This is a genomic window from Rhizobium sp. 01N447_2 (assembly GCF_056399245.1).
In genome coordinates this window covers 13,880-32,109 of sequence record NZ_JBFTQY010000039.1, presented here as the reverse complement: position 1 = coordinate 32,109, position 18,230 = coordinate 13,880, and the positions used below count along the sequence as shown (strand labels likewise).

The following is an 18,230-nucleotide window of genomic DNA, read 5'->3' as shown; positions in this document are numbered from 1 at the left end:
CTTCATGCTCTGCTTCTGTTATAAGAAGCCTATCTGCAAGTGCAAGAAGCGGTATTCAAGYCATGATTCCCTTGTCCGCGACTTGACGCTCCACCTGCATTTGTCGATACCGTTTGCAAACAAAGTGTGAATGGACCGATGAGTGAACAACTGCTGACCGTTGCTGACAGCTTGAAAGACAGAGCTCGCGCCGCGCTCGGTTCACGCAACCTGATCCTTGTCGGCCTGATGGGCGCCGGAAAATCCTCCGTCGGGCGCATCGTCGCCAGCCAGCTCGCCATTCCCTTCATCGACAGCGATCTTGAGATCGAGCGGGTTTCGCGCATGACGATCGCCGAGCTTTTCGCCGCCTATGGCGAGCAGGAGTTCCGGGCGCTGGAAGCGCGGGTGATCAAGCGGCTGCTGAAGAGCGGGCCGCGCGTCGTCTCCACCGGGGGCGGCGCCTTCATCAACGACCGGACGCGCAAACATATCAAGAAGGGCGGCCTTTCCGTCTGGTTGAAGGCCGATCTCGACGTGCTCTGGGACCGGGTCGCCAAGCGCGACACGCGGCCGCTGCTCAAGACCGAAAATCCGAAGCAGACGCTCGAGGGCCTGATGAATGCGCGTTATCCGATCTATGCGCAGGCTGATCTGACCGTGCTTTCGCGCGACGTCCGCAAGGAAATCATGGCCGACGAAGTCTTAAAGGCCTTGATCGAAGCTCAGAAGGAAAGTGCAGCGTCATGAATGCGATAACCTCCGCCCCCGCCATCCGAACGGTGCATGTGCCGCTCGGCGAGCGCGCCTACGACATCCTGATCGGGCCGGGGCTGATTGCGCGGGCCGGCGCCGAGATCGCCTCTCGCCTCAAGGGCCGCAAGGCGGCTGTTGTCACCGACGAAAATGTCGCTCCGCTCTATCTCAAAACCCTCGTCGCAAGTCTGGATGAAGCGGGCATCGCCTCGGCTGAGGTCGTCCTGCCGGCCGGCGAGAAGACCAAGAGCTTCGAACATCTGATCACTGTCTGCGACAAGGTGCTTGAGGCGCGCGTCGAGCGTAACGATTACGTCATCGCGCTCGGCGGCGGCGTCATCGGCGACCTTTCGGGATTTGCGGCCGGCATCGTCCGCCGAGGCGTGCGCTTCGTGCAGGTGCCGACCTCGCTTTTGTCGCAGGTTGATTCCTCCGTCGGCGGCAAGACCGGCATCAATTCTCGCCACGGCAAAAATCTGATCGGCGTCTTCCATCAGCCGGACCTGGTTCTGGCCGATACGGATGTGCTGAATTCGCTGAGCGAGCGTGAATTCCGCGCAGGTTACGCCGAGGTCGCGAAATACGGGCTGATCGACAAGCCGGATTTCTTTGCCTGGCTGGAAGCGAACTGGAAGGCGGTTTTTACCGGCGGCTCCGCGCGTATCGAGGCGATTGCCGCGAGCTGCCAGGCGAAGGCCGACGTCGTCGTTGCCGACGAGCGCGAGAACGGTCCGCGGGCGCTGCTCAATCTCGGGCATACCTTCGGCCATGCGCTGGAAGCGGCGACCGCCTATGACAGCTCCCGCCTCGTGCATGGCGAGGGCGTTTCGATCGGCATGGTGCTGGCGCACGAATTCTCCGCACGAATGAACCTTGCAAGCCCGGACGAGGCGCGGCGCGTCGAGCGGCATCTGAAGGAGGTCGGYCTGCCGACCCGCATGTCCGACATTCCGGGCGACTTGCCGCCGGCCGAAACGCTGATGGACGCGATCGCCCAGGACAAGAAGGTCAAGAGCGGCAAGCTCACCTTCATCCTGACCCGCGGCATCGGCCAGTCCTTCGTCGCCGACGATGTGCCGGCGTCCGAAGTGATCAGCTTTCTCCGGGAAAAACACCCTTGATAGCGATCGAAGGCGCTCTGGCATTTCTGGAAACATATTGGCCGGAAATCCTTTCGATCACGGCACTCGTGCTCATGTCAGCCTTCTTCTCCGGCTCGGAAACCGCGCTTACCGCCGTTTCGCGCAGCCGCATCCATACACTGGAGGCGAACGGCGACGAGCGCGCCGGCCTCGTCCGGCAACTGATCGAACGGCGCGATCGGTTGATCGGCGCGCTGCTGATCGGCAACAATCTCGCTAACATTCTCTCCTCCTCGATCGCCACCAGCCTTTTCCTCGGGCTGTTCGGCAATTCCGGCGTGGCGCTTGCGACGCTTGCGATGACCGTCATCCTGGTCATCTTCGCCGAAGTGCTGCCGAAGAGCTGGGCGATTTCGACGCCAGACCGGTTCGCGCTCGCCATCGCCGTTCCGGCCAAGCTCTTCGTCACCGTCGTCGGCCCGGTTTCCACCTTCGTCAACGCGATCGTCCGGCAGATTCTGTCGCTGTTTGGCATCAACCTCTCTCGCGAGACGTCGATGCTGACGGCGCATGAGGAGCTGCGCGGCGCCGTCGACCTGCTGCATCGCGAGGGATCGGTGGTGAAGGCCGACCGCGACCGCCTCGGCGGCGTACTCGATCTCAGCGAGCTTGAGCTCTCCGACATCATGGTTCACCGCACCGCGATGCGGGCGATCAACGCCGACGATCCGCCGGAAGCGGTGGTGCGCGCCATCCTCGAAAGTCCCTATACGCGCATGCCGCTCTGGCGCGGCACGATCGACAACATCATCGGCGTCGTCCACGCCAAGGATCTGCTGCGGGCGCTTGCCGAGCCGAATATGGAGCCGCAGAACCTCGACATCGTGAAGATCGCCCAGAAGCCGTGGTTCGTGCCCGATAGCACCAACCTCGAAGACCAGCTCAACGCCTTCCTGCGGCGCAAGCAGCATTTCGCCGTCGTCGTCGACGAATATGGCGAGGTGCAGGGCATCGTCACGCTGGAGGATATTCTCGAGGAAATCGTCGGCGACATTTCCGACGAACACGATATCGAGATACAGGGCGTGCGTCAGGAGGCCGACGGTTCCGTCGTCGTCGACGGCGGCGTTCCGATCCGCGACCTGAACCGCGCGCTCGACTGGAACCTGCCCGATGAGGAGGCGACGACGATCGCCGGCCTCGTCATCCACGAATCGATGACCATCCCGGAAGAGCGTCAGGCCTTCACCTTCTACGGCAAGCGTTTCGTCGTCATGAAGCGGGAGAAGAACCGCATCACCAAGCTGCGCATCCGCCCGGCCGGAGAAGACGGCGCAAAGCCAGCCTGATTCTGTTTGGATCGTAGACGGCCAATGCCTATATGGGTTGCGTGCCGCTACCAGCGGGTCGGTTCATCAGGTGCAGCCGGTTCGACGGCCAGCGCATGCAGGCCGGCATCGAGCTCCGGTTTCAACAGGTCGGTGATCGCCCGGTGGCGCGCCAGCCGCGACATGCCGGCGAATTTCCCGGAAACGATCCTCACCCGCATATGGGTTTCGCCGGTGCCGGTGATATCGGGCTGGTGGCCGGCATGCAGATGGCTTTCGTCGATGACGCTCAGGCGTTCGGGCGCGAAGGCTTCAACAAGTTTTTCTTCGATGCGGGTTCGCAGGGTCATCATCCGGTCTTGCTGGTTCGCGAAAAGGGTTCCTACCAAGCCTGCAACATTCCCATTTGTCAATTCTTGTTGTCGCTTCGCGACAGCCCCATAATTAGCGCCGTCATGAGACTTGATTCCAAATATTTCGATCGCATCCGAACACGCCGCAAACGCGAGCCGGAGACAGAGCAGGCGCCGCCTACCTGTCAATGGGACGGGTGCGACAAGAAGGGGGCGCATCGCGCTCCCGTCGGCCGCAATGCGGAAGGCCAGTTCTTCTTGTTCTGCTTCGAGCACGTCAAGGAATACAACAAGGGCTACAATTATTTCTCCGGTCTTTCGGACGGCGAGATCGCGCGTTACCAGAAAGAGGCGATCACCGGCCATCGGCCGACATGGACGGTCGGCGTCAACAAGGCGGCGAAGGACAGTCCGCTGCATTCGGAGATCCGCTCCGGCGCCTATACGCGTGTTCGCGATCCCTTCGGCTTCGTCAAGGAAGGCGGCAAGGGCAGCGGACCGCGTTTTCCGCAGGCGCGCAAGCTGAAATCGCTTGAGACCAAGGCCTTCGAAACGATGGGCCTCGACGCCAATGCGACATCGGCGGAGATCAAGAGCCGCTACAAGGAACTGGTGAAGAGACACCATCCGGATGCCAATGGCGGCGACCGCGGCTCGGAGGAGCGTTTCCGCGCCGTCATCCAGGCCTATCAATTGTTGAAGCAGAACGGTTTTTGTTAATTCCCGTCCTTGCTCTTAAGCTTCAATCGGGTATGGTCCAAATCGGCTGAGGCCGCAGGCAAACGCGGCTCATATTTGTGCGTTTTCCCGACATCGCCTCCGCCGACCTTCCGGACGCGGCGTTTCTTGTCCGGGACTCTTTCAAGAATGYTCGCACGCGGTCATTATCCCGCCGAGGTTTCGTTTCAGTCCCGGAGAAGCATCGCCGACGTTCCGACCTGGACGGGCGCGGAATAAAAAAACGCGGCGTCTAGGTTGCGACATGGCCTGAGACAGTATGGCCGGGTGGCATCACCCGCCTTGGAGACACGATGAGCAAGATCGACCTGGATATATCAGAACTGCCCGATACCACCGTTTCGGTCCGCGAGGCCTTCGGTATCGATTCCGACATCCGCGTTCCCGCCTACAGCAAGGGCGACGCCTATGTGCCGGACCTCGATACCGACTACCTTTTCGACCGCGACACGACGCTCGCCATTCTCGCAGGCTTCGCCCATAACCGCCGCGTGATGATCTCCGGCTATCACGGCACGGGCAAGTCCTCGCATATCGAGCAGGTGGCGGCGCGGCTCAACTGGCCCTGCGTGCGCATCAACCTCGACAGCCATGTCAGCCGTATCGATCTGGTCGGCAAGGATGCGATCGTCGTCAAGGACGGGCTGCAGGTCACCGAATTCAAGGACGGCATTCTGCCCTGGGCCTATCAGCACAATGTCGCGCTCGTCTTCGACGAATATGACGCCGGCCGTCCGGATGTGATGTTCGTCATCCAGCGCGTGCTCGAATCCTCCGGCCGCCTGACGCTGCTCGATCAGAGCCGCGTCATCCGGCCGCACCCGGCCTTCCGGCTGTTTGCGACCGCCAATACGATCGGCCTCGGCGACACGACCGGCCTCTATCACGGCACGCAGCAGATCAACCAGGCGCAGATGGACCGTTGGTCGATCGTCACCACGCTGAACTACCTGCCGCATGATCACGAAGTGAATATCGTCGCCGCCAAGGTGAAGAGCTTCGGCAAGGATAAGGGCGGCCGTGAGACCGTTTCGAAGATGGTTCGTGTCGCCGACCTGACGCGCGCCGCCTTCATGAACGGCGATCTTTCGACCGTCATGAGCCCACGCACGGTCATCACCTGGGCCGAAAACGCCGAGATCTTCGGCGATCTGGCCTTCGCCTTCCGCGTCACCTTCCTCAACAAGTGCGATGAGCTGGAGCGTCCGCTGGTCGCCGAGCACTATCAGCGCGCCTTCGGCGTCGAGCTGAAGGAAAGTGCCGCCAACATCGTTCTCGGGGCTTGAGACCGACCGATCATGGCAGCTCGCGGTGACAATTCGAAAGCAAAGCCCGGCGCGCCTGTCGACGTCGAGCCACTGCGCCGGGCGATAACCGGTTGCGTGCGCTCGATCGCCGGCGACGGTGATGTCGAGGTGACCTTCGCCAATGAACGGCCGGGGATGACCGGCGAGCGCATCCGGCTGCCGGAACTTTCCAAGCGGCCGACGGCGCATGAGCTGGCGGTCACCCGCGGTCTCGGCGATTCGATGGCGCTGCGCCTTGCCTGCCATGACGAGAAGGTGCATGCGACGATGGCGCCGCAGGGCTCGGACGCCCGGGCGATCTTCGATGTGGTCGAGCAGGCGCGTGTCGAATCGATCGGTGCGCTGCGCATGGAGGGCATGGCGTCGAACCTGCGCTCCATGACGGAGGAGAAATATTCCAAGGCGAATTTCACCGGCATCGAGCGTCAGGAAGACGCACCGGTCGGCGAAGCTGTTGCGATGATGGTGCGCGAGAAGCTGACCGGCCAGCGTCCGCCGGCCTCCGCCGGCAAGGTGCTCGACCTCTGGCGCGACTTTATCGAGGACAAGGCAGGGTCCGAACTTGACAACCTGTCGAACGCGATCAACGACCAGCAGGCCTTCGCCAAGGTCATCCGCAACATGCTGTCGGCCATGGAAATGGCCGAGGAATACGGCGACGACGACAGCGATGCCGACAATGACGACCAGTCGGAGCAGGAAGACCAGTCGAGCGGCGACGAGCAGGACCAGGACGAGGTCGACGAGGATGCCGGCACGGATGCCGCCCCTGTCGAGGACAGCGAGGTCGCCGACGAACAGATGGAGGACGGCGAGACCGAAGGCGCCGAAATCTCCGACGACGACATGATGGAAGAAGGCGAGGACGATTCGGAAACGCCGGGCGAGACCCGCCGTCCGAACACGCCCTTTGCCGATTTCAACGAAAAGGTCGATTATCACGTCTTTACCGAAGAGTTCGATGAGATCATCACCGCCGAGGAACTTTGCGACGCCGCCGAGCTGGAGCGCCTGCGCGCCTTTCTCGACAAGCAGCTGGCACATCTGCAAGGTGCGGTCGGCCGTCTCGCCAACCGGCTGCAGCGCCGCCTGATGGCGCAGCAGAACCGCTCCTGGGATTTCGACCTGGAAGAGGGCTATCTCGATCCGGCCCGGCTGCAGCGCATCATTATCGATCCGATGCAGGCGCTCTCCTTCAAGATGGAGCGCGRCACCCAGTTCCGCGATACCGTCGTCACGCTGCTCATCGACAATTCCGGCTCGATGCGCGGCCGGCCGATCACGGTTGCCGCCACCTGTGCCGACATTCTCGCGCGCACGCTGGAGCGCTGCGGCGTCAAGGTCGAGATCCTGGGCTTCACCACCAAAGCCTGGAAGGGTGGGCAGGCGCGTGAAAGCTGGCTTGCTGGCGGCAAGCCGCAGACGCCGGGACGCCTCAACGACTTGCGCCACATCATCTATAAGTCGGCCGACGCGCCGTGGCGGCGGGCACGCGCCAATCTCGGGTTGATGATGCGCGAGGGCCTGCTCAAGGAAAATATCGACGGCGAGGCGCTGATCTGGGCGCATAATCGCCTGCTCGCGCGCCGCGAGCAGCGCCGCATCTTGATGATGATCTCGGACGGCGCGCCGGTCGACGATTCGACACTGTCGGTCAATCCGGGCAATTATCTGGAGCGGCACCTGCGCGCCGTCATCGAGCAGATCGAGACGCGTTCGCCTGTGGAATTGCTGGCGATCGGCATCGGTCACGACGTGACGCGCTACTATCGCCGCGCCGTGACGATCGTCGATGCGGACGAGCTTGCCGGTGCGATGACCGAGCAGCTTGCCTCGCTGTTCGAAGATCAATCCGTCCAGCCGCGCGGCGGCCGGATACGCCGTGCCGGCTGACGCCGCTCAAAGGAAACTCTTGGAATGCTAGATCAGGATGATTTTAGGCCGGATGGCCGAAAATCTGAATCCGGATCTAAATCAAAGAAATAGAGCATGATGTCGTCCGAAAACCGCTTACACTTTTCGGCATCATGCGCCATGCGCCTCTGGCGTGCGGCGTCGATCGCTCTCGGCATCGCAGCCGGCGCTTCCTCGTCATGGGCCGGCGACGACGTGCCGGTCATTAGCCGGCAAATCACCGACTTCAGGATCGGCTCTTCTCAGACGACATTCGGCTCGCTGGAATTTCTCGGCGGGCTGGAGATGGTCTCCAGCAGAGCGCTGTTCGGCTCGCTCTCCTCCATCCGTTTCCGGCAGGACCAGAAACATTTCGTCGTCGTGCTCGATACCGGCCAGTGGCTGACCGGCAGCATCGAGCGTGACGTCAAGGGCAGGCTTTCGGGTCTCTCGGATGTCGAGATCACGCCGATGAAGAACAGCGCCGGGCGCAGCTTCGAGGGCAAGGGACATATGGATGCCGAGGGCCTGGCGCTCGACGGCGACCGGATTCTGGTCTCCTTCGAGCAGGATCATCGCGTCGATGTCTATCCCGATCCTGGCTTTGCCGGCTCGGGAGCGATCGCCACCCTGCCGATTCTTATCCCGCGGAGGATGCTGGACGACAACCGCGGCATCGAGACCATCGCCGTGGCGCCGGCATCCAGCCCGCTGCGGGGCGGCGTGGTCGTCGTCTCCGAACGCGGTCTCGACAGTGACGGCAACCGGCTGGCGGCCATTCTCAGTGGGCCGCTGAAAGGGCGTTTCTCGGTCGAGCGGGACGGCAGTTTCGACATCACCGACGGCGCCTTCCTGCCGAGCGGCGACCTGCTGCTGCTGGAACGCCGCTTCAACATGGCCGAAGGCATCGGCATGCGCCTTCGGCGCATCAAGGGCACTGATATCAGGCCTGGCGCCATTGTTGACGGCGAACTACTGCTGGAAGGCAATTTCAACTCGCAGATCGACAATATGGAAGGGCTCGATGCTTTCCAGGCCGCCGACGGCACCACCCATATCATTCTGGTGTCGGACGACAATCATTCGATCCTGCAGCGCAATCTGATGCTGGAATTCCGGCTTTCGGAAGAGGCCGCGTGGTCAGCGCCGAATTCCCGGAAGCAGAATTGATCCTAGCCATCGGCCCGAAAATCGGAATCGATTTTCGGAAAGCACGATGCGTAGATTCAAAATGTTAGAGCGTCAGACTGATGTCATATGCCTCGGCTATCCCGCTCGCGGTATGGACGAAGCAGTCTTCGGAGGGAAGTTCATGGTGCATATTCATGTCATGGGCGCGTCCGGTTCCGGAACGACATCACTGGGCCGTGCGCTTGCCGAAAAGCTCGATATCGCCCATCTCGACACCGACGATTTCTTCTGGCTGCCGACTGATCCGCCGTTCACGACGCCGAGGGATGCCGGCGAGCGCATCAGGCTGCTCCTCGATGAGGTCGCGCGGCATGAAGGCTGGGTTCTCTCCGGATCGGCGCTGAAATGGGGAAGGCCGATTGAGCCGTTCTACGATCTGATCGTGTTCCTCAGGATCGATCCGAGGCTTAGAATGACGCGCATCCTTGCGCGGGAGATTGCCCGATACGGAAACAGAATCAAGCCTGGCGGCGACATGGCCGTCAAGAGTGGGGAATTCCTGGAATGGGCGGCGAGCTATGACACGGCCGGTCCCGAACGCCGCAGCCTTGCGGCACATGAGCAATGGCTGGAAACACGGACAGCGCCGGTGCTGCGGCTCGACTCATCGCTAGGTATCGACGATCTGGCTGCAGAGGTGCTGCTGCATCCGGTCATCGCCGCCGGTGCGGTCCGGCGGCGTCCGTAGCTTAAATTAGCTGGCGCGAGCGGCCTGCATCGGCCGCAGCACGTTCATCAGCGCGCCATAGGGCAGCAGCATGACGAGGCCGACGATCATCTTCACGGCGAAATCGCCGATCGCCCAGGAAATCCAGCGCGGAGCCTCCGTGGCGAAGACGCCGAGGACGGGGGCTGCTTCGAGCGCAAAGGGATCGTTGGGGCCGAGGAAGACGAAAAACGCGGCGAAGGACAACGAGAAGAACATCACCGTATCGAGCGCCGAGCCGATCAGCGAACCGACCAGCGGCGCGCGCCACCAGGCTTGGCGGCGAAGGCGGTTGAACACGGCGATATCGAGCAGCTGGCCGGCGAGATAGGCCGAGCCGGAGGCGATGGCGATGCGCGGCACCGAGGTGAAGAAGGAGAGCGTCACGCCGACGACGAAGCCAGCAAACACGACCTTGCGGGCTGCCTGCGGGCCGAACTGACGGTTGGTCAGATCGGTGATCAGAAAAGCGATCGGATAGGAGAAGGCGCCCCAGGTCAGGATGTCGGCGAGGTTGATGCCGGCGACTTCGGCGTTCAGCGGAAACTGGACGAGGAAGTTGGAGGCGACGACGACGAGCGTCATCAGCGCGACATAGGCAATGGTATAGCGGGTCTTCAGCATTTTTTTATCCTGGGTGATGCCACCAGTTGGAGGAGCAAACCGACAAAGCAAAAGGCTTGTCCGGTATTATCCGTTCAAGCCTTTTGAAGCCGTATGAAAGAAGGGCAGAAGCTTACGCAGCAGCGGCTTCAGCGGTCTTCTTGGCGATCTGACGGCGCAGCAGACGCGCGCGCATCGACAGTTCGTTTTCGCTGGCCTTCAGCAGGAAGGCATCGAGGCCGCCACGATGCTCGACAGTGCGAAGAGCGGCAGCCGAAACGCGAAGACGGTAACGCTGGTTGAGAGCGTCGGAAATCAGCGTAACCTGGCACAGGTTCGGCAGGAACCGGCGCTTGGTCTTGTTGTTGGCATGGCTGACATTGTTACCAGTCAGGACGGCCTTGCCGGTCAATTCGCACACGCGGGACATGGAACACCTATTCTTGTTTTTCTCGGGCCATCGAATTGCCACTCCCGGCAAAGCCAGGCGCGCAATCCAACGGGCATGATTGGAAAGTTGCGGTTCTATAGTCAGACAGGCTGCTCGCGTCAAGCCAAACCTTGGCCTTTCCCGCAATTCTGTCAAAAAGCTGCTGTTTTCTTCCCTTCGCGGCAGGAGTATACAGCGCTCAGCAAGGGCCTGCCAGCGCGCAGCAAGACAAGGCTTTTTTCCATGGCTCATTCGGGCAGACGGATTTTCATTTCGGCCATCGCCGCGCTTCTTGCCATACCGGCATCGGCGGCCGAAATCCAGCATCGGACGGAATACCGGGTGGCGCTCGCCGGCCTGCCGATCGCGCGCGCCGCGTTCCTGACGCAGATCGAAGACGATCACAGTTACAAGATCGCGGGCGACATCAACTCCGCCGGTCTTGCCGATCTCGTCACGACGATTTCGGCGAAGACCAGCGTTTCAGGCGTCGTGCGCAATGACAGATTGCAGGCGCAGAAATATTCGCTCTACTACAAGAGCGGCAAGAAGAAGGCCCGCATCTACGAGGTCAGCTACCGCAACGGCAACATCATCTCGGCGACGACCACACCGATGCCGAAGCGTCCGAAGAACTGGATCGACGTCACGCCGCGCGACATGCGCTCGGTGCTCGATCCGATCTCCGGCCTGGTCTTTACCGGCGATACCAAGGTCTGCTCGCAGACGCTGCCGATCTTCGACGGCGAGACGCGCATGGATCTTGTGCTCTCGCCGAAGGGCGACGAGGATTTTTCCACCAATGGGTTCAAGGGCAAGGCAACCGTCTGCAGCGTGCGCTTCGTGCCGCGCTCGGGCTACAAAAAGGGCCGCAAGGATATCGACTATCTCAGCAAGAGCGACCGCATGGAAATCTGGTTTGCCAAGTCGGACGCGGCAAATGTATACGCTCCTGTCTATGTGCGCATTCCAACCGAATATGGAATGGTGACGATCACTGCCGTCAAATACGGCAGCAACAGCTGACGGGGCTTCTGTCTCCGTGAAAGGGGACAGGTGAAGCTTCGCGCGACGTTGATTGGTTTTACGGCCATTCTGATGTGGTCGTTCCTGGCGTTGTTCACGGCCGCCTCCGGCAAGATGCCGCCGTTCCAGCTTTCGGCCGTCTGCTTTGCGATCGGTAGCATTCCCGGCCTCGTGGTGCTTACCCTCAATCCCGCGCGACTGGCGCTGCTGAAGCAGCCGGCCAAGGTCTGGATAACAGGTATTTCAGGGCTGTTCGGTTATCACTTCCTCTATTTTACCGCGCTCCGGAACGCGCCGGCGGTGGAGGCGGGGCTGGTCGCCTATCTCTGGCCGCTGTTGATCGTCGTCGGTTCGGCGCTGCTGCCGGGCGAACGGCTGCGCTGGTATCATGTGGCGGGTGCGCTTGCCGGACTTTGCGGCACCTTCCTGATCGTCGGCCGCAACGGCATCGATTTCGACGGCGCCTATGCCATCGGTTACGGTGCTGCTGTTCTCTGCGCCTTCACATGGTCCGGCTATTCGCTACTGACGCGGCGTTTCGACGCCGTCTCCACGGATGTCGTCACTGGCTTCTGCCTTGCGACCTCCATCCTGTCGTTCTTCTGCCATCTCGGCCTGGAGACGACCGTCTGGCCTGCAACGAGTTTCGAGTGGGTCGCCGTCGCCGGACTCGGGCTCTTCCCGGTTGGGGCTGCCTTCTACGCCTGGGATTACGGCGTCAAGAACGGCGATATCCAGATCCTCGGCGCGGCAAGTTACGCAGCACCACTGCTATCGACACTGATTCTGGTGCTGTTCGGATTTGCCGAGCCGAGCTGGCGCATTGCTCTCGCCTGTGTGCTCGTCACCGGCGGGGCGGTGCTCGCCGCTCAGGACATGTTCCGCCGCAAAATTCCGGTGCAGTCCGCGACAGCAGAGTAGGTCTTAGAACAGGATGTCAGAGCATGATGTCGTCCGAAAACCGCTCACACTTTTCGGCATCATGCTCTAGCGCCGGGCTTCCAATCGAGCGGCGCCATCTCGAAGCTCGAAAATTCGAAGCCGGGCGAGACGGTGCAGCCGACCAGGGTGAAATCGCCAAGGGTTTCGGCCGATTGCCACCAATTGGCGGGAATGATCGCCTGCGGCCGCTCGCCGGCGAACAGGTTCGTTCCGAGCGTCAAGGTCTCGCTTGCAGTTCCGTCTTCCGACCGATGCAGCGAGAGCGGCGCGCCGGCGTAATAATGCCAGACCTCCGCCGCGTCATGGACGCGATGCCAGTGCGAACGCTGTCCCCTGGTCAGCAGATAATAGATCGCTGTCGAGTGGCCGCGTTCCCCGCCCGCCGCATCGCGGAATGTCTGCACGTACCAGCCACCTTCGGGATGCGGCTGCATGCCGAGTTCGCGGATGATGTCCTCGGGCGACATCAGAAATTGTCCTTGCGCTTGCGGATCTCGGCAAAGACTTCCTCGTTGGTCTTGCCTTCCATCAGCAGATTGCGGCGGATCGCCGGATCGGCGGCGCGCAGGAACGGGTTGGTTTCCTTTTCCAGCCCCAATGTCGTCGGGATGGTGAATTTGCCGTCGGCGCGCAAGGCTTCGATCTCGGCGGCACGGCTCTTCAGTCGCTCATTGTCCGGATCGACGGTCAGTGCGAAGCGGGCATTGGACAATGTGTATTCATGGCCGAAATAGACGGCGGTCTCATCGGGCAACACGGCGAGTTTCTGCAGGGAATGCCACATATCGGCGGCGGGGCGTTCGAACAGCCGGCCGCAGCCGAGCGCAAACAGCGTGTCGGCGGCAAACAGCAGCTTGTCATCGGCAAAGTGATAGCAGATGTGGCCGGCGGTGTGGCCGGGTGTCTCGATGACGTTGACGGTGTGATCGCCGAAAAGGAAGCTGTCGCCATCGGCCATCGTCCGATCGAGGCCGGGAATGGCGACGGCCTCGTTGATCGGGCCGATGACCTCGCAGCCGAATTGCTCCTTCAGCGCCAGGTTGGCGGTGACATGATCGGTGTGATGATGCGTGGTGAAGATATGGGTGATTTTCCAGCCGCGACGTGTCGCCGCTTCCAGGATCGGCGCCTCCTCCGGCGCATCGATCGCCGCGGTAAAGCCTGTCTCCTGATCGTGCACGAGAACGCCGAAATTGTCGGTGCGGCAGAGAAAAACGTCTAATTCCAAAGGTTTCATCGTTCAATAATCCCTTATCCCAGGAGTCTTGCGGAAATGTAGAGGTTCCGGCCTTGAAGTCCAACCGCCCGCTGATAACATTTGTCGCAATGCACGCCGATATCGTCGACTTACGCCAGTTCTATCATTCCGAGCTCGGACGTCTTGCCGAGCAGTCGATCGCCATGGCGCTGTCCTCGCTCTGGGTGYGGCTGCCGCAGGAGCGTCTGGTCGGTCTCGGATATGCCGTGCCTTTCCTTGATCGCTTCCAGGCCGATACCGAGCGCACCTTCGCCTTCATGCCGGCCGGGCAGGGCGCGGTGAATTGGCCGATGGGCTCGCTTTCGACGACGGCGCTGATTTTCGACGAGGAACTGCCGCTGCCGGATTCCTCGATCGACCGGGTGCTGATGGTGCATTCGCTGGAATTTGCCGAAAGCCCGCGTGAGACTCTGAAGGAACTCTGGCGGGTGCTGGCGCCGGGCGGACGGCTGGTCATCGTCGTGCCGAACCGGCGCGGCGTCTGGGCACGCATGGAGCATACGCCCTTCGGTTCGGGCCGGCCCTATTCCCGCGGTCAGCTGACAAATCTGCTGCGCGAGACGAATTTCACGCCGGGCGCGACGGCTGAAGCGCTGTTCTTCCCGCCCTCGAAGCTCAGGACCATCCTGCGGCTTCGCCGCGCCTTCGAGCGGATCGGCCGAACGCTATGGCCGGCCTTCTCGGGCGTCATCATCGTCGAAGCGCAGAAGCGGCTCTATCAGGGGCTGCCGGTTGCGGCGCGGGCCTCCCGCCGCGTCTTCGTGCCGGTTCTCGCACCGCATGGCGTGCCGACCACACGCACGACAGCGCCGCGCGTCTTTTAAGACGCGCAAAGGACGCTGTAACACTTTGAGTGCGGCATAATCTTATCCCTAAATCGATTCCGATTTAAGGAATTATGCAGGAGGTAACGTCGCGCCCAGCGTTCTCCAACTGCTTGTGTCACGCCCATAGCTCTCGACAACAATCGCATTCCGCTTTAATGCCACTTGGTGTTTTTCAGCCCGGATTTCCGGCAATTCCAAGGTCGAACCCATGAGCGTTGAGATGAGCAAGCCTGTTCCGCGTCCCGGTATTCTCGATATCGCAGCCTATGTGCCGGGCAAGGAACATGCGCCGGGTGTTGCCCGCGTCTACAAGCTTTCGTCCAACGAAACGCCGCTCGGCGCCAGCCCGAAGGCAATCGAGGCCTTCAAGGCGGTTGCCGACAATCTGGGGCGTTATCCTGACGGGCAGGCGATCGAACTGCGCGAGGCAATCGCCGCCGTGCACGGTCTCAATCCGGCAAACATCCTCTGCGGCAACGGTTCCGACGAACTGCTCGGCCTGCTCTGCCATGTCTATCTCGGCGCCGGTGACGAGGGCATCATCACCGAGCACGGCTTCCTCGTCTACAAGATCCAGATCCTCGGCGCTGGCGCCACGCCTGTGGTCGTCAAGGAGAAGGACTATACCGTCGATGTCGATGCGATCCTTGCCGCGGTGACGGAGAAGACGAAAATCGTCTTCATCGCCAATCCCGGCAATCCCACAGGCACCTATGTTTCCGTCAGCGAGATCCGCCGTCTGCAGGCCGGACTGCCGAAACATGTCGTCCTCGTGCTCGATGCCGCCTATGCCGAATATGTGCGCCGCAACGATTATGAAGCCGGCATCGAGATCGTCTCCTCCCATGCCAACGTGGTGATGACCCGCACCTTCTCGAAGGCTTATGGTCTTGCGGCGTTGCGCGTCGGCTGGATGTATGCGCCGGCCGAGATCGTCGACGCGTTGAACCGCGTGCGCGCGCCGTTCAACTTGAACGCGCCGGCAATCGCCGCCGCTGCCGCTGCCATCCGCGACCAAGTCTTCATCCAGCAGGCCGTCTCCTTCAACCAGATGTGGGTCGAGAGGCTCACCCAGGCGCTCGAAGCGATCGGGCTGAAGGTGACGCCGTCCGTCGCCAATTTCGTCCTCATCCATTTCCCGGAGATCGACGGCAAGCGCGCCGCGGATGCCGACGATTTGCTGACGAGCCGCGGCTACATCCTGCGCGCCGTGCGCGGCTATGGTTTCGCCAATGCGCTGCGCATGAGCATCGGCCCCGAAGAGGCCAACCGCGGCGTGATTGCTGCGCTCACCGAATTCATGGGACATCAGGCATGAGCGTGCAGTTCGATCGGATTGCGCTGATCGGCATCGGCCTGATCGGCTCTTCGCTTGCCTACGACATCAGACGGCTTGGTCTTGCAAGGGAGATCGTCGTCGCCACGCGCAGCCCCGATACGCTGAAGCGTGCGGAAGAACTCGGTCTCGGCGACCGCTACACGACGTCTTCGCAGGATGCCGTCAAGGATGCCGATCTGGTGATCGTCTCGGTGCCGGTCGGCGCTTCGGAAAGTGTGGCGAAGGAGATTTCGGGAAGCCTGAAGCCCGGGGCTATTGTCACCGATGTCGGCTCCACCAAGGCCTCGGTCATTGCGCAGATGCTGCCGCATATGCCCGCCGATGTGCATTTCATCCCCGGCCATCCCCTGGCCGGTACTGAGAAATCCGGCCCGGATGCCGGCTTCCCCGGCCTCTTCGAAGGCCGTTGGTGCATCTTCACGCCGGTCGCGGATACCGATGAGACAGCGTTGAAGCGGCTGCGCAGCTTCTGGGAAGCGCTGGGCTCGAAGGTCGACGAAATGGATGCCGAACATCACGACAAGGTGCTCGCGATCGTCTCGCACCTGCCGCATATCATCGCTTACAATATCGTCGGCACCGCCGACGATCTGGAGACGGTGACGGAGTCGGAAGTCATCAAATATTCCGCCTCTGGCTTTCGTGATTTCACCCGCCTCGCCGCCTCCGACCCGACCATGTGGCGTGATGTCTGCCTGCACAACCGCGATGCGATCCTCGAAATGCTGGCGCGCTTCTCGGAGGACCTCGCCTATCTGCAGCGCGCCATCCGCTGGGGCGAGGGCGACAAAATTTTCGAACTCTTCACCCGCACACGCGCCATCCGCCGTTCGATCGTCCAGGCCGGCCAGGATGTCGACGCGCCGGATTTCGGCCGCCACGCGCTGGACAAGAAGTAGCCGCCGCGATGGTAGTGGCGATACGCGCCGGCCAAGCAGATATCGACTGGCTGGTGCGCGCGGATGCCAGCGCCGGTGCGGCGTGGGTATCGCGCTGCGTGGCGCTCGGCGAATATCTGGTTGCCAAGGAGGCCGATGAGATTGTCGGCTTCCTGCGTTTCTCCCGCTTCTGGGGCAGGGTTCCCTATATGGAAATGATCCGCGTTCTGCCCGGCCATCGCCGGTTGGGCGTTGGAACGGCGCTGTTTCTCGCCTGGGAAGAAGCCATGCGCAGCGACTGCGCCCGCCTGTTGATGACGTCGAGCGAATGCGATGAAAGCCGGCCTCAAGACTGGCATCGCCGCAACGGATTTTCCGAAAGCGGCGCGATCGAGTTGCCCGGCCTGCAATCGGTGCCGGAAGTCTTCTTCATCAAGCGAATCGCCTGAAGCGCCTCGCGTCGAGCCGGAATCATCCGACGCGCTTCAGGCCTTTTCTACTTCGTATGCATCCCGTTGCCCAAAACCACTGGACACTTTTGGGCGAGATGCATCAGATCGGCGGAATCCGGCCGAGCGGAATGAAACCGCTGACGGTGGCATTGCCACGATCGACGACGAGATCAACCGAGACCTTGTCGCCGCCACCGGCAAGCGACTTCAGCAGCTTTGTCGCCGTGTTGACGGTCGAGGCGATATCCGGAAAGGCCTGTTTCAGGCTGTCGCCCCAGGGGCCGAGCTGTTCGATCTCCAGCTTGAACTTTCCCGAGAGCAGACCCTGTTCGTCAAAGGAGAAGGGGCCAGTCAGCGTCATCACCTTGCCGTCGCCGATGTCGGCGACGATGCGGCGCAGTTCACCGGTGGCGCCATTGAGGCCGTTCGGATCACTGCCGTCGATCAGGCCGGCCTTGCCGGCGATGGTCAGATCGATGCTGGCAGACATTTTTGGAAAGATCTGCGGCCAGTCCTTGATCGCCGTATTCGCATCCTGCACGGAGATCGCGCCATCGAGATCGGCGCCGTTCTGGCGCAGATGGATTTCGGTGCGGGCGGCATCGAAGCTGATGGTCTGGCCGGTGTAGGAGGAGACGGCCATCGCCTTCAGACCCTCGATGACGGTCGAGCTGCGGTCGATGCCCTGCAGCCTGGTCGCAAGACTCGCCTGCAGGTTCGTCCATTGGGCCGAGATCGACAGGCCGTTGGTGGTGCGGATTTCGGCCGGCGAATCGAGTTCCCAGACAATATTGCCGGGTGCATAGACCTGTGCTGCCGAGCGTAGCGCGCCGAAGGTGGCGGAGACGCCGTTGACATTGTCGTCGACGTCGATCTTGGAGCAGAACAGGCCGATACGGAAGGGATAGCCGCGGAATTCGATATCGGAGCATTCGCCGCTGACGCCTGCCTGGTCGCGTGGCGCGATCGCCTTCAGCACCGTGGTCTTCAATGCCGACGCCGCATAGAACCAGCCGCCGGTATAAAGCGCGATCACCAGGAGGATACCTCCACCCAGCAACCAGAATTTCTTACCGCTGCCGGATTGGCTGCTGCCGGATCGGCTTGACGCTGCCATGATGTTCTCCAATGGTGAATCGCAA

The 18,230-nt window shown here is 61.7% G+C and carries 20 protein-coding genes; 14 read left to right on the top strand and 6 right to left on the bottom strand.

The window, feature by feature from the left end; genetic code table 11:
* Nucleotides 1-138: 138 nt before the first annotated feature.
* Genes AC1ECN_RS23510 through AC1ECN_RS23500 form a run of 3 tightly spaced genes read left to right on the top strand, consistent with a single transcriptional unit; the run spans nt 139 to nt 3,166 of the window.
* Nucleotides 139-729: a shikimate kinase gene (locus tag AC1ECN_RS23510; RefSeq protein WP_018069267.1), complete on the top strand. Its 591-nt coding sequence runs from the start codon at nt 139-141 to the stop codon at nt 727-729.
* On the top strand, nt 726-1,856 hold the full coding sequence (aroB, locus tag AC1ECN_RS23505) for a 3-dehydroquinate synthase (protein ID WP_130662338.1): 1,131 nt from the start codon (nt 726-728) through the stop codon (nt 1,854-1,856). The genes AC1ECN_RS23510 and aroB overlap by 4 nt, the downstream gene beginning before the upstream one ends.
* Nucleotides 1,856-3,166: an HlyC/CorC family transporter gene (locus AC1ECN_RS23500; RefSeq protein ID WP_130673565.1), complete on the top strand. Its 1,311-nt coding sequence runs from the start codon at nt 1,856-1,858 to the stop codon at nt 3,164-3,166. Before aroB ends, AC1ECN_RS23500 begins: the two co-directional genes overlap by 1 nt.
* Nucleotides 3,167-3,213: 47 nt before the next feature.
* On the opposite strand, the gene AC1ECN_RS23495 is transcribed toward AC1ECN_RS23500, so the two are convergent.
* Nucleotides 3,214-3,498 carry a BolA family protein gene (locus AC1ECN_RS23495; RefSeq protein ID WP_171816872.1) on the bottom strand — a complete coding sequence of 95 codons (285 nt, stop codon included), beginning with the start codon at nt 3,496-3,498 and terminating at the stop codon, nt 3,214-3,216.
* A gap of 102 nt (nt 3,499-3,600) precedes the next feature.
* Between AC1ECN_RS23495 and AC1ECN_RS23490 the strand changes: the two genes are divergently transcribed.
* The 5 genes from AC1ECN_RS23490 to AC1ECN_RS23470 all read left to right on the top strand — a co-directional run bounded on the left by AC1ECN_RS23490 (nt 3,601) and on the right by AC1ECN_RS23470 (nt 9,315).
* Nucleotides 3,601-4,218: a J domain-containing protein gene (locus AC1ECN_RS23490; protein WP_130662337.1), complete on the top strand. Its 618-nt coding sequence runs from the start codon at nt 3,601-3,603 to the stop codon at nt 4,216-4,218.
* A 311-nt stretch (nt 4,219-4,529) separates the two neighbouring features.
* Nucleotides 4,530-5,522 (top strand): cobaltochelatase subunit CobS, encoded by a 993-nt coding sequence (gene cobS / locus AC1ECN_RS23485; RefSeq protein WP_011653731.1) that lies wholly within the window; start codon nt 4,530-4,532, stop codon nt 5,520-5,522.
* Between the two features lie 12 nt (nt 5,523-5,534).
* Nucleotides 5,535-7,436 (top strand): cobaltochelatase subunit CobT, encoded by a 1,902-nt coding sequence (gene cobT, locus AC1ECN_RS23480; RefSeq protein ID WP_477954228.1) that lies wholly within the window; start codon nt 5,535-5,537, stop codon nt 7,434-7,436.
* A gap of 96 nt (nt 7,437-7,532) precedes the next feature.
* Complete coding sequence (locus tag AC1ECN_RS23475) at nt 7,533-8,606, top strand: esterase-like activity of phytase family protein (RefSeq protein WP_397460923.1); 1,074 nt, start codon at nt 7,533-7,535, stop codon at nt 8,604-8,606.
* A gap of 142 nt (nt 8,607-8,748) precedes the next feature.
* Nucleotides 8,749-9,315 carry an ATP-binding protein gene (locus AC1ECN_RS23470; protein ID WP_130656513.1) on the top strand — a complete coding sequence of 189 codons (567 nt, stop codon included), beginning with the start codon at nt 8,749-8,751 and terminating at the stop codon, nt 9,313-9,315.
* Between the two features lie 6 nt (nt 9,316-9,321).
* Here AC1ECN_RS23470 and AC1ECN_RS23465 read toward each other — a convergent pair whose 3' ends face one another.
* Together AC1ECN_RS23465 and rpmB are read right to left on the bottom strand one after the other, a co-directional pair.
* Nucleotides 9,322-9,957: a VUT family protein gene (locus tag AC1ECN_RS23465; RefSeq protein ID WP_017962311.1), complete on the bottom strand. Its 636-nt coding sequence runs from the start codon at nt 9,955-9,957 to the stop codon at nt 9,322-9,324.
* Nucleotides 9,958-10,069: 112 nt separating this feature from the next.
* A complete protein-coding gene (rpmB, locus tag AC1ECN_RS23460; RefSeq protein ID WP_003543341.1) occupies nt 10,070-10,366 on the bottom strand; it encodes a 50S ribosomal protein L28 in 297 nt (98 codons plus the stop codon).
* Between the two features lie 243 nt (nt 10,367-10,609).
* On the opposite strand from rpmB, the gene AC1ECN_RS23455 reads away from it, so the two are divergent.
* A complete protein-coding gene (locus AC1ECN_RS23455) occupies nt 10,610-11,392 on the top strand; it encodes a DUF3108 domain-containing protein (RefSeq protein WP_075225914.1) in 783 nt (260 codons plus the stop codon).
* A gap of 30 nt (nt 11,393-11,422) precedes the next feature.
* Nucleotides 11,423-12,313, top strand: a complete 891-nt coding sequence (gene yddG, locus AC1ECN_RS23450; RefSeq protein ID WP_075225915.1) for an aromatic amino acid exporter YddG — start codon at nt 11,423-11,425, stop codon at nt 12,311-12,313.
* A gap of 59 nt (nt 12,314-12,372) precedes the next feature.
* Here the strand turns inward: yddG and AC1ECN_RS23445 are convergent, their stop codons facing one another.
* Nucleotides 12,373-12,801: a cupin domain-containing protein gene (locus tag AC1ECN_RS23445; protein ID WP_075225916.1), complete on the bottom strand. Its 429-nt coding sequence runs from the start codon at nt 12,799-12,801 to the stop codon at nt 12,373-12,375.
* Nucleotides 12,801-13,571, bottom strand: a complete 771-nt coding sequence (gene gloB, locus AC1ECN_RS23440; protein ID WP_075225917.1) for a hydroxyacylglutathione hydrolase — start codon at nt 13,569-13,571, stop codon at nt 12,801-12,803. The genes AC1ECN_RS23445 and gloB overlap by 1 nt, the downstream gene beginning before the upstream one ends.
* A gap of 53 nt (nt 13,572-13,624) precedes the next feature.
* Between gloB and AC1ECN_RS23435 the strand changes: the two genes are divergently transcribed.
* The 4 genes from AC1ECN_RS23435 to AC1ECN_RS23420 all read left to right on the top strand — a co-directional run bounded on the left by AC1ECN_RS23435 (nt 13,625) and on the right by AC1ECN_RS23420 (nt 17,085).
* A complete protein-coding gene (locus tag AC1ECN_RS23435) occupies nt 13,625-14,416 on the top strand; it encodes a class I SAM-dependent methyltransferase (protein ID WP_477954224.1) in 792 nt (263 codons plus the stop codon).
* Nucleotides 14,417-14,639: 223 nt separating this feature from the next.
* Complete coding sequence (gene hisC / locus AC1ECN_RS23430) at nt 14,640-15,737, top strand: histidinol-phosphate transaminase (RefSeq protein ID WP_018069254.1); 1,098 nt, start codon at nt 14,640-14,642, stop codon at nt 15,735-15,737.
* Entirely contained in the window at nt 15,734-16,657 is a 924-nt protein-coding gene (locus AC1ECN_RS23425; protein ID WP_075225919.1) for a prephenate/arogenate dehydrogenase family protein, read from the top strand. The genes hisC and AC1ECN_RS23425 overlap by 4 nt, the downstream gene beginning before the upstream one ends.
* Nucleotides 16,658-16,665: 8 nt before the next feature.
* Complete coding sequence (locus AC1ECN_RS23420) at nt 16,666-17,085, top strand: GNAT family N-acetyltransferase (RefSeq protein ID WP_130673171.1); 420 nt, start codon at nt 16,666-16,668, stop codon at nt 17,083-17,085.
* Nucleotides 17,086-17,188: 103 nt separating this feature from the next.
* Here AC1ECN_RS23420 and AC1ECN_RS23415 read toward each other — a convergent pair whose 3' ends face one another.
* Entirely contained in the window at nt 17,189-18,205 is a 1,017-nt protein-coding gene (locus AC1ECN_RS23415) for a DUF2125 domain-containing protein (RefSeq protein WP_018069251.1), read from the bottom strand.
* Nucleotides 18,206-18,230 lie beyond the last annotated feature (25 nt).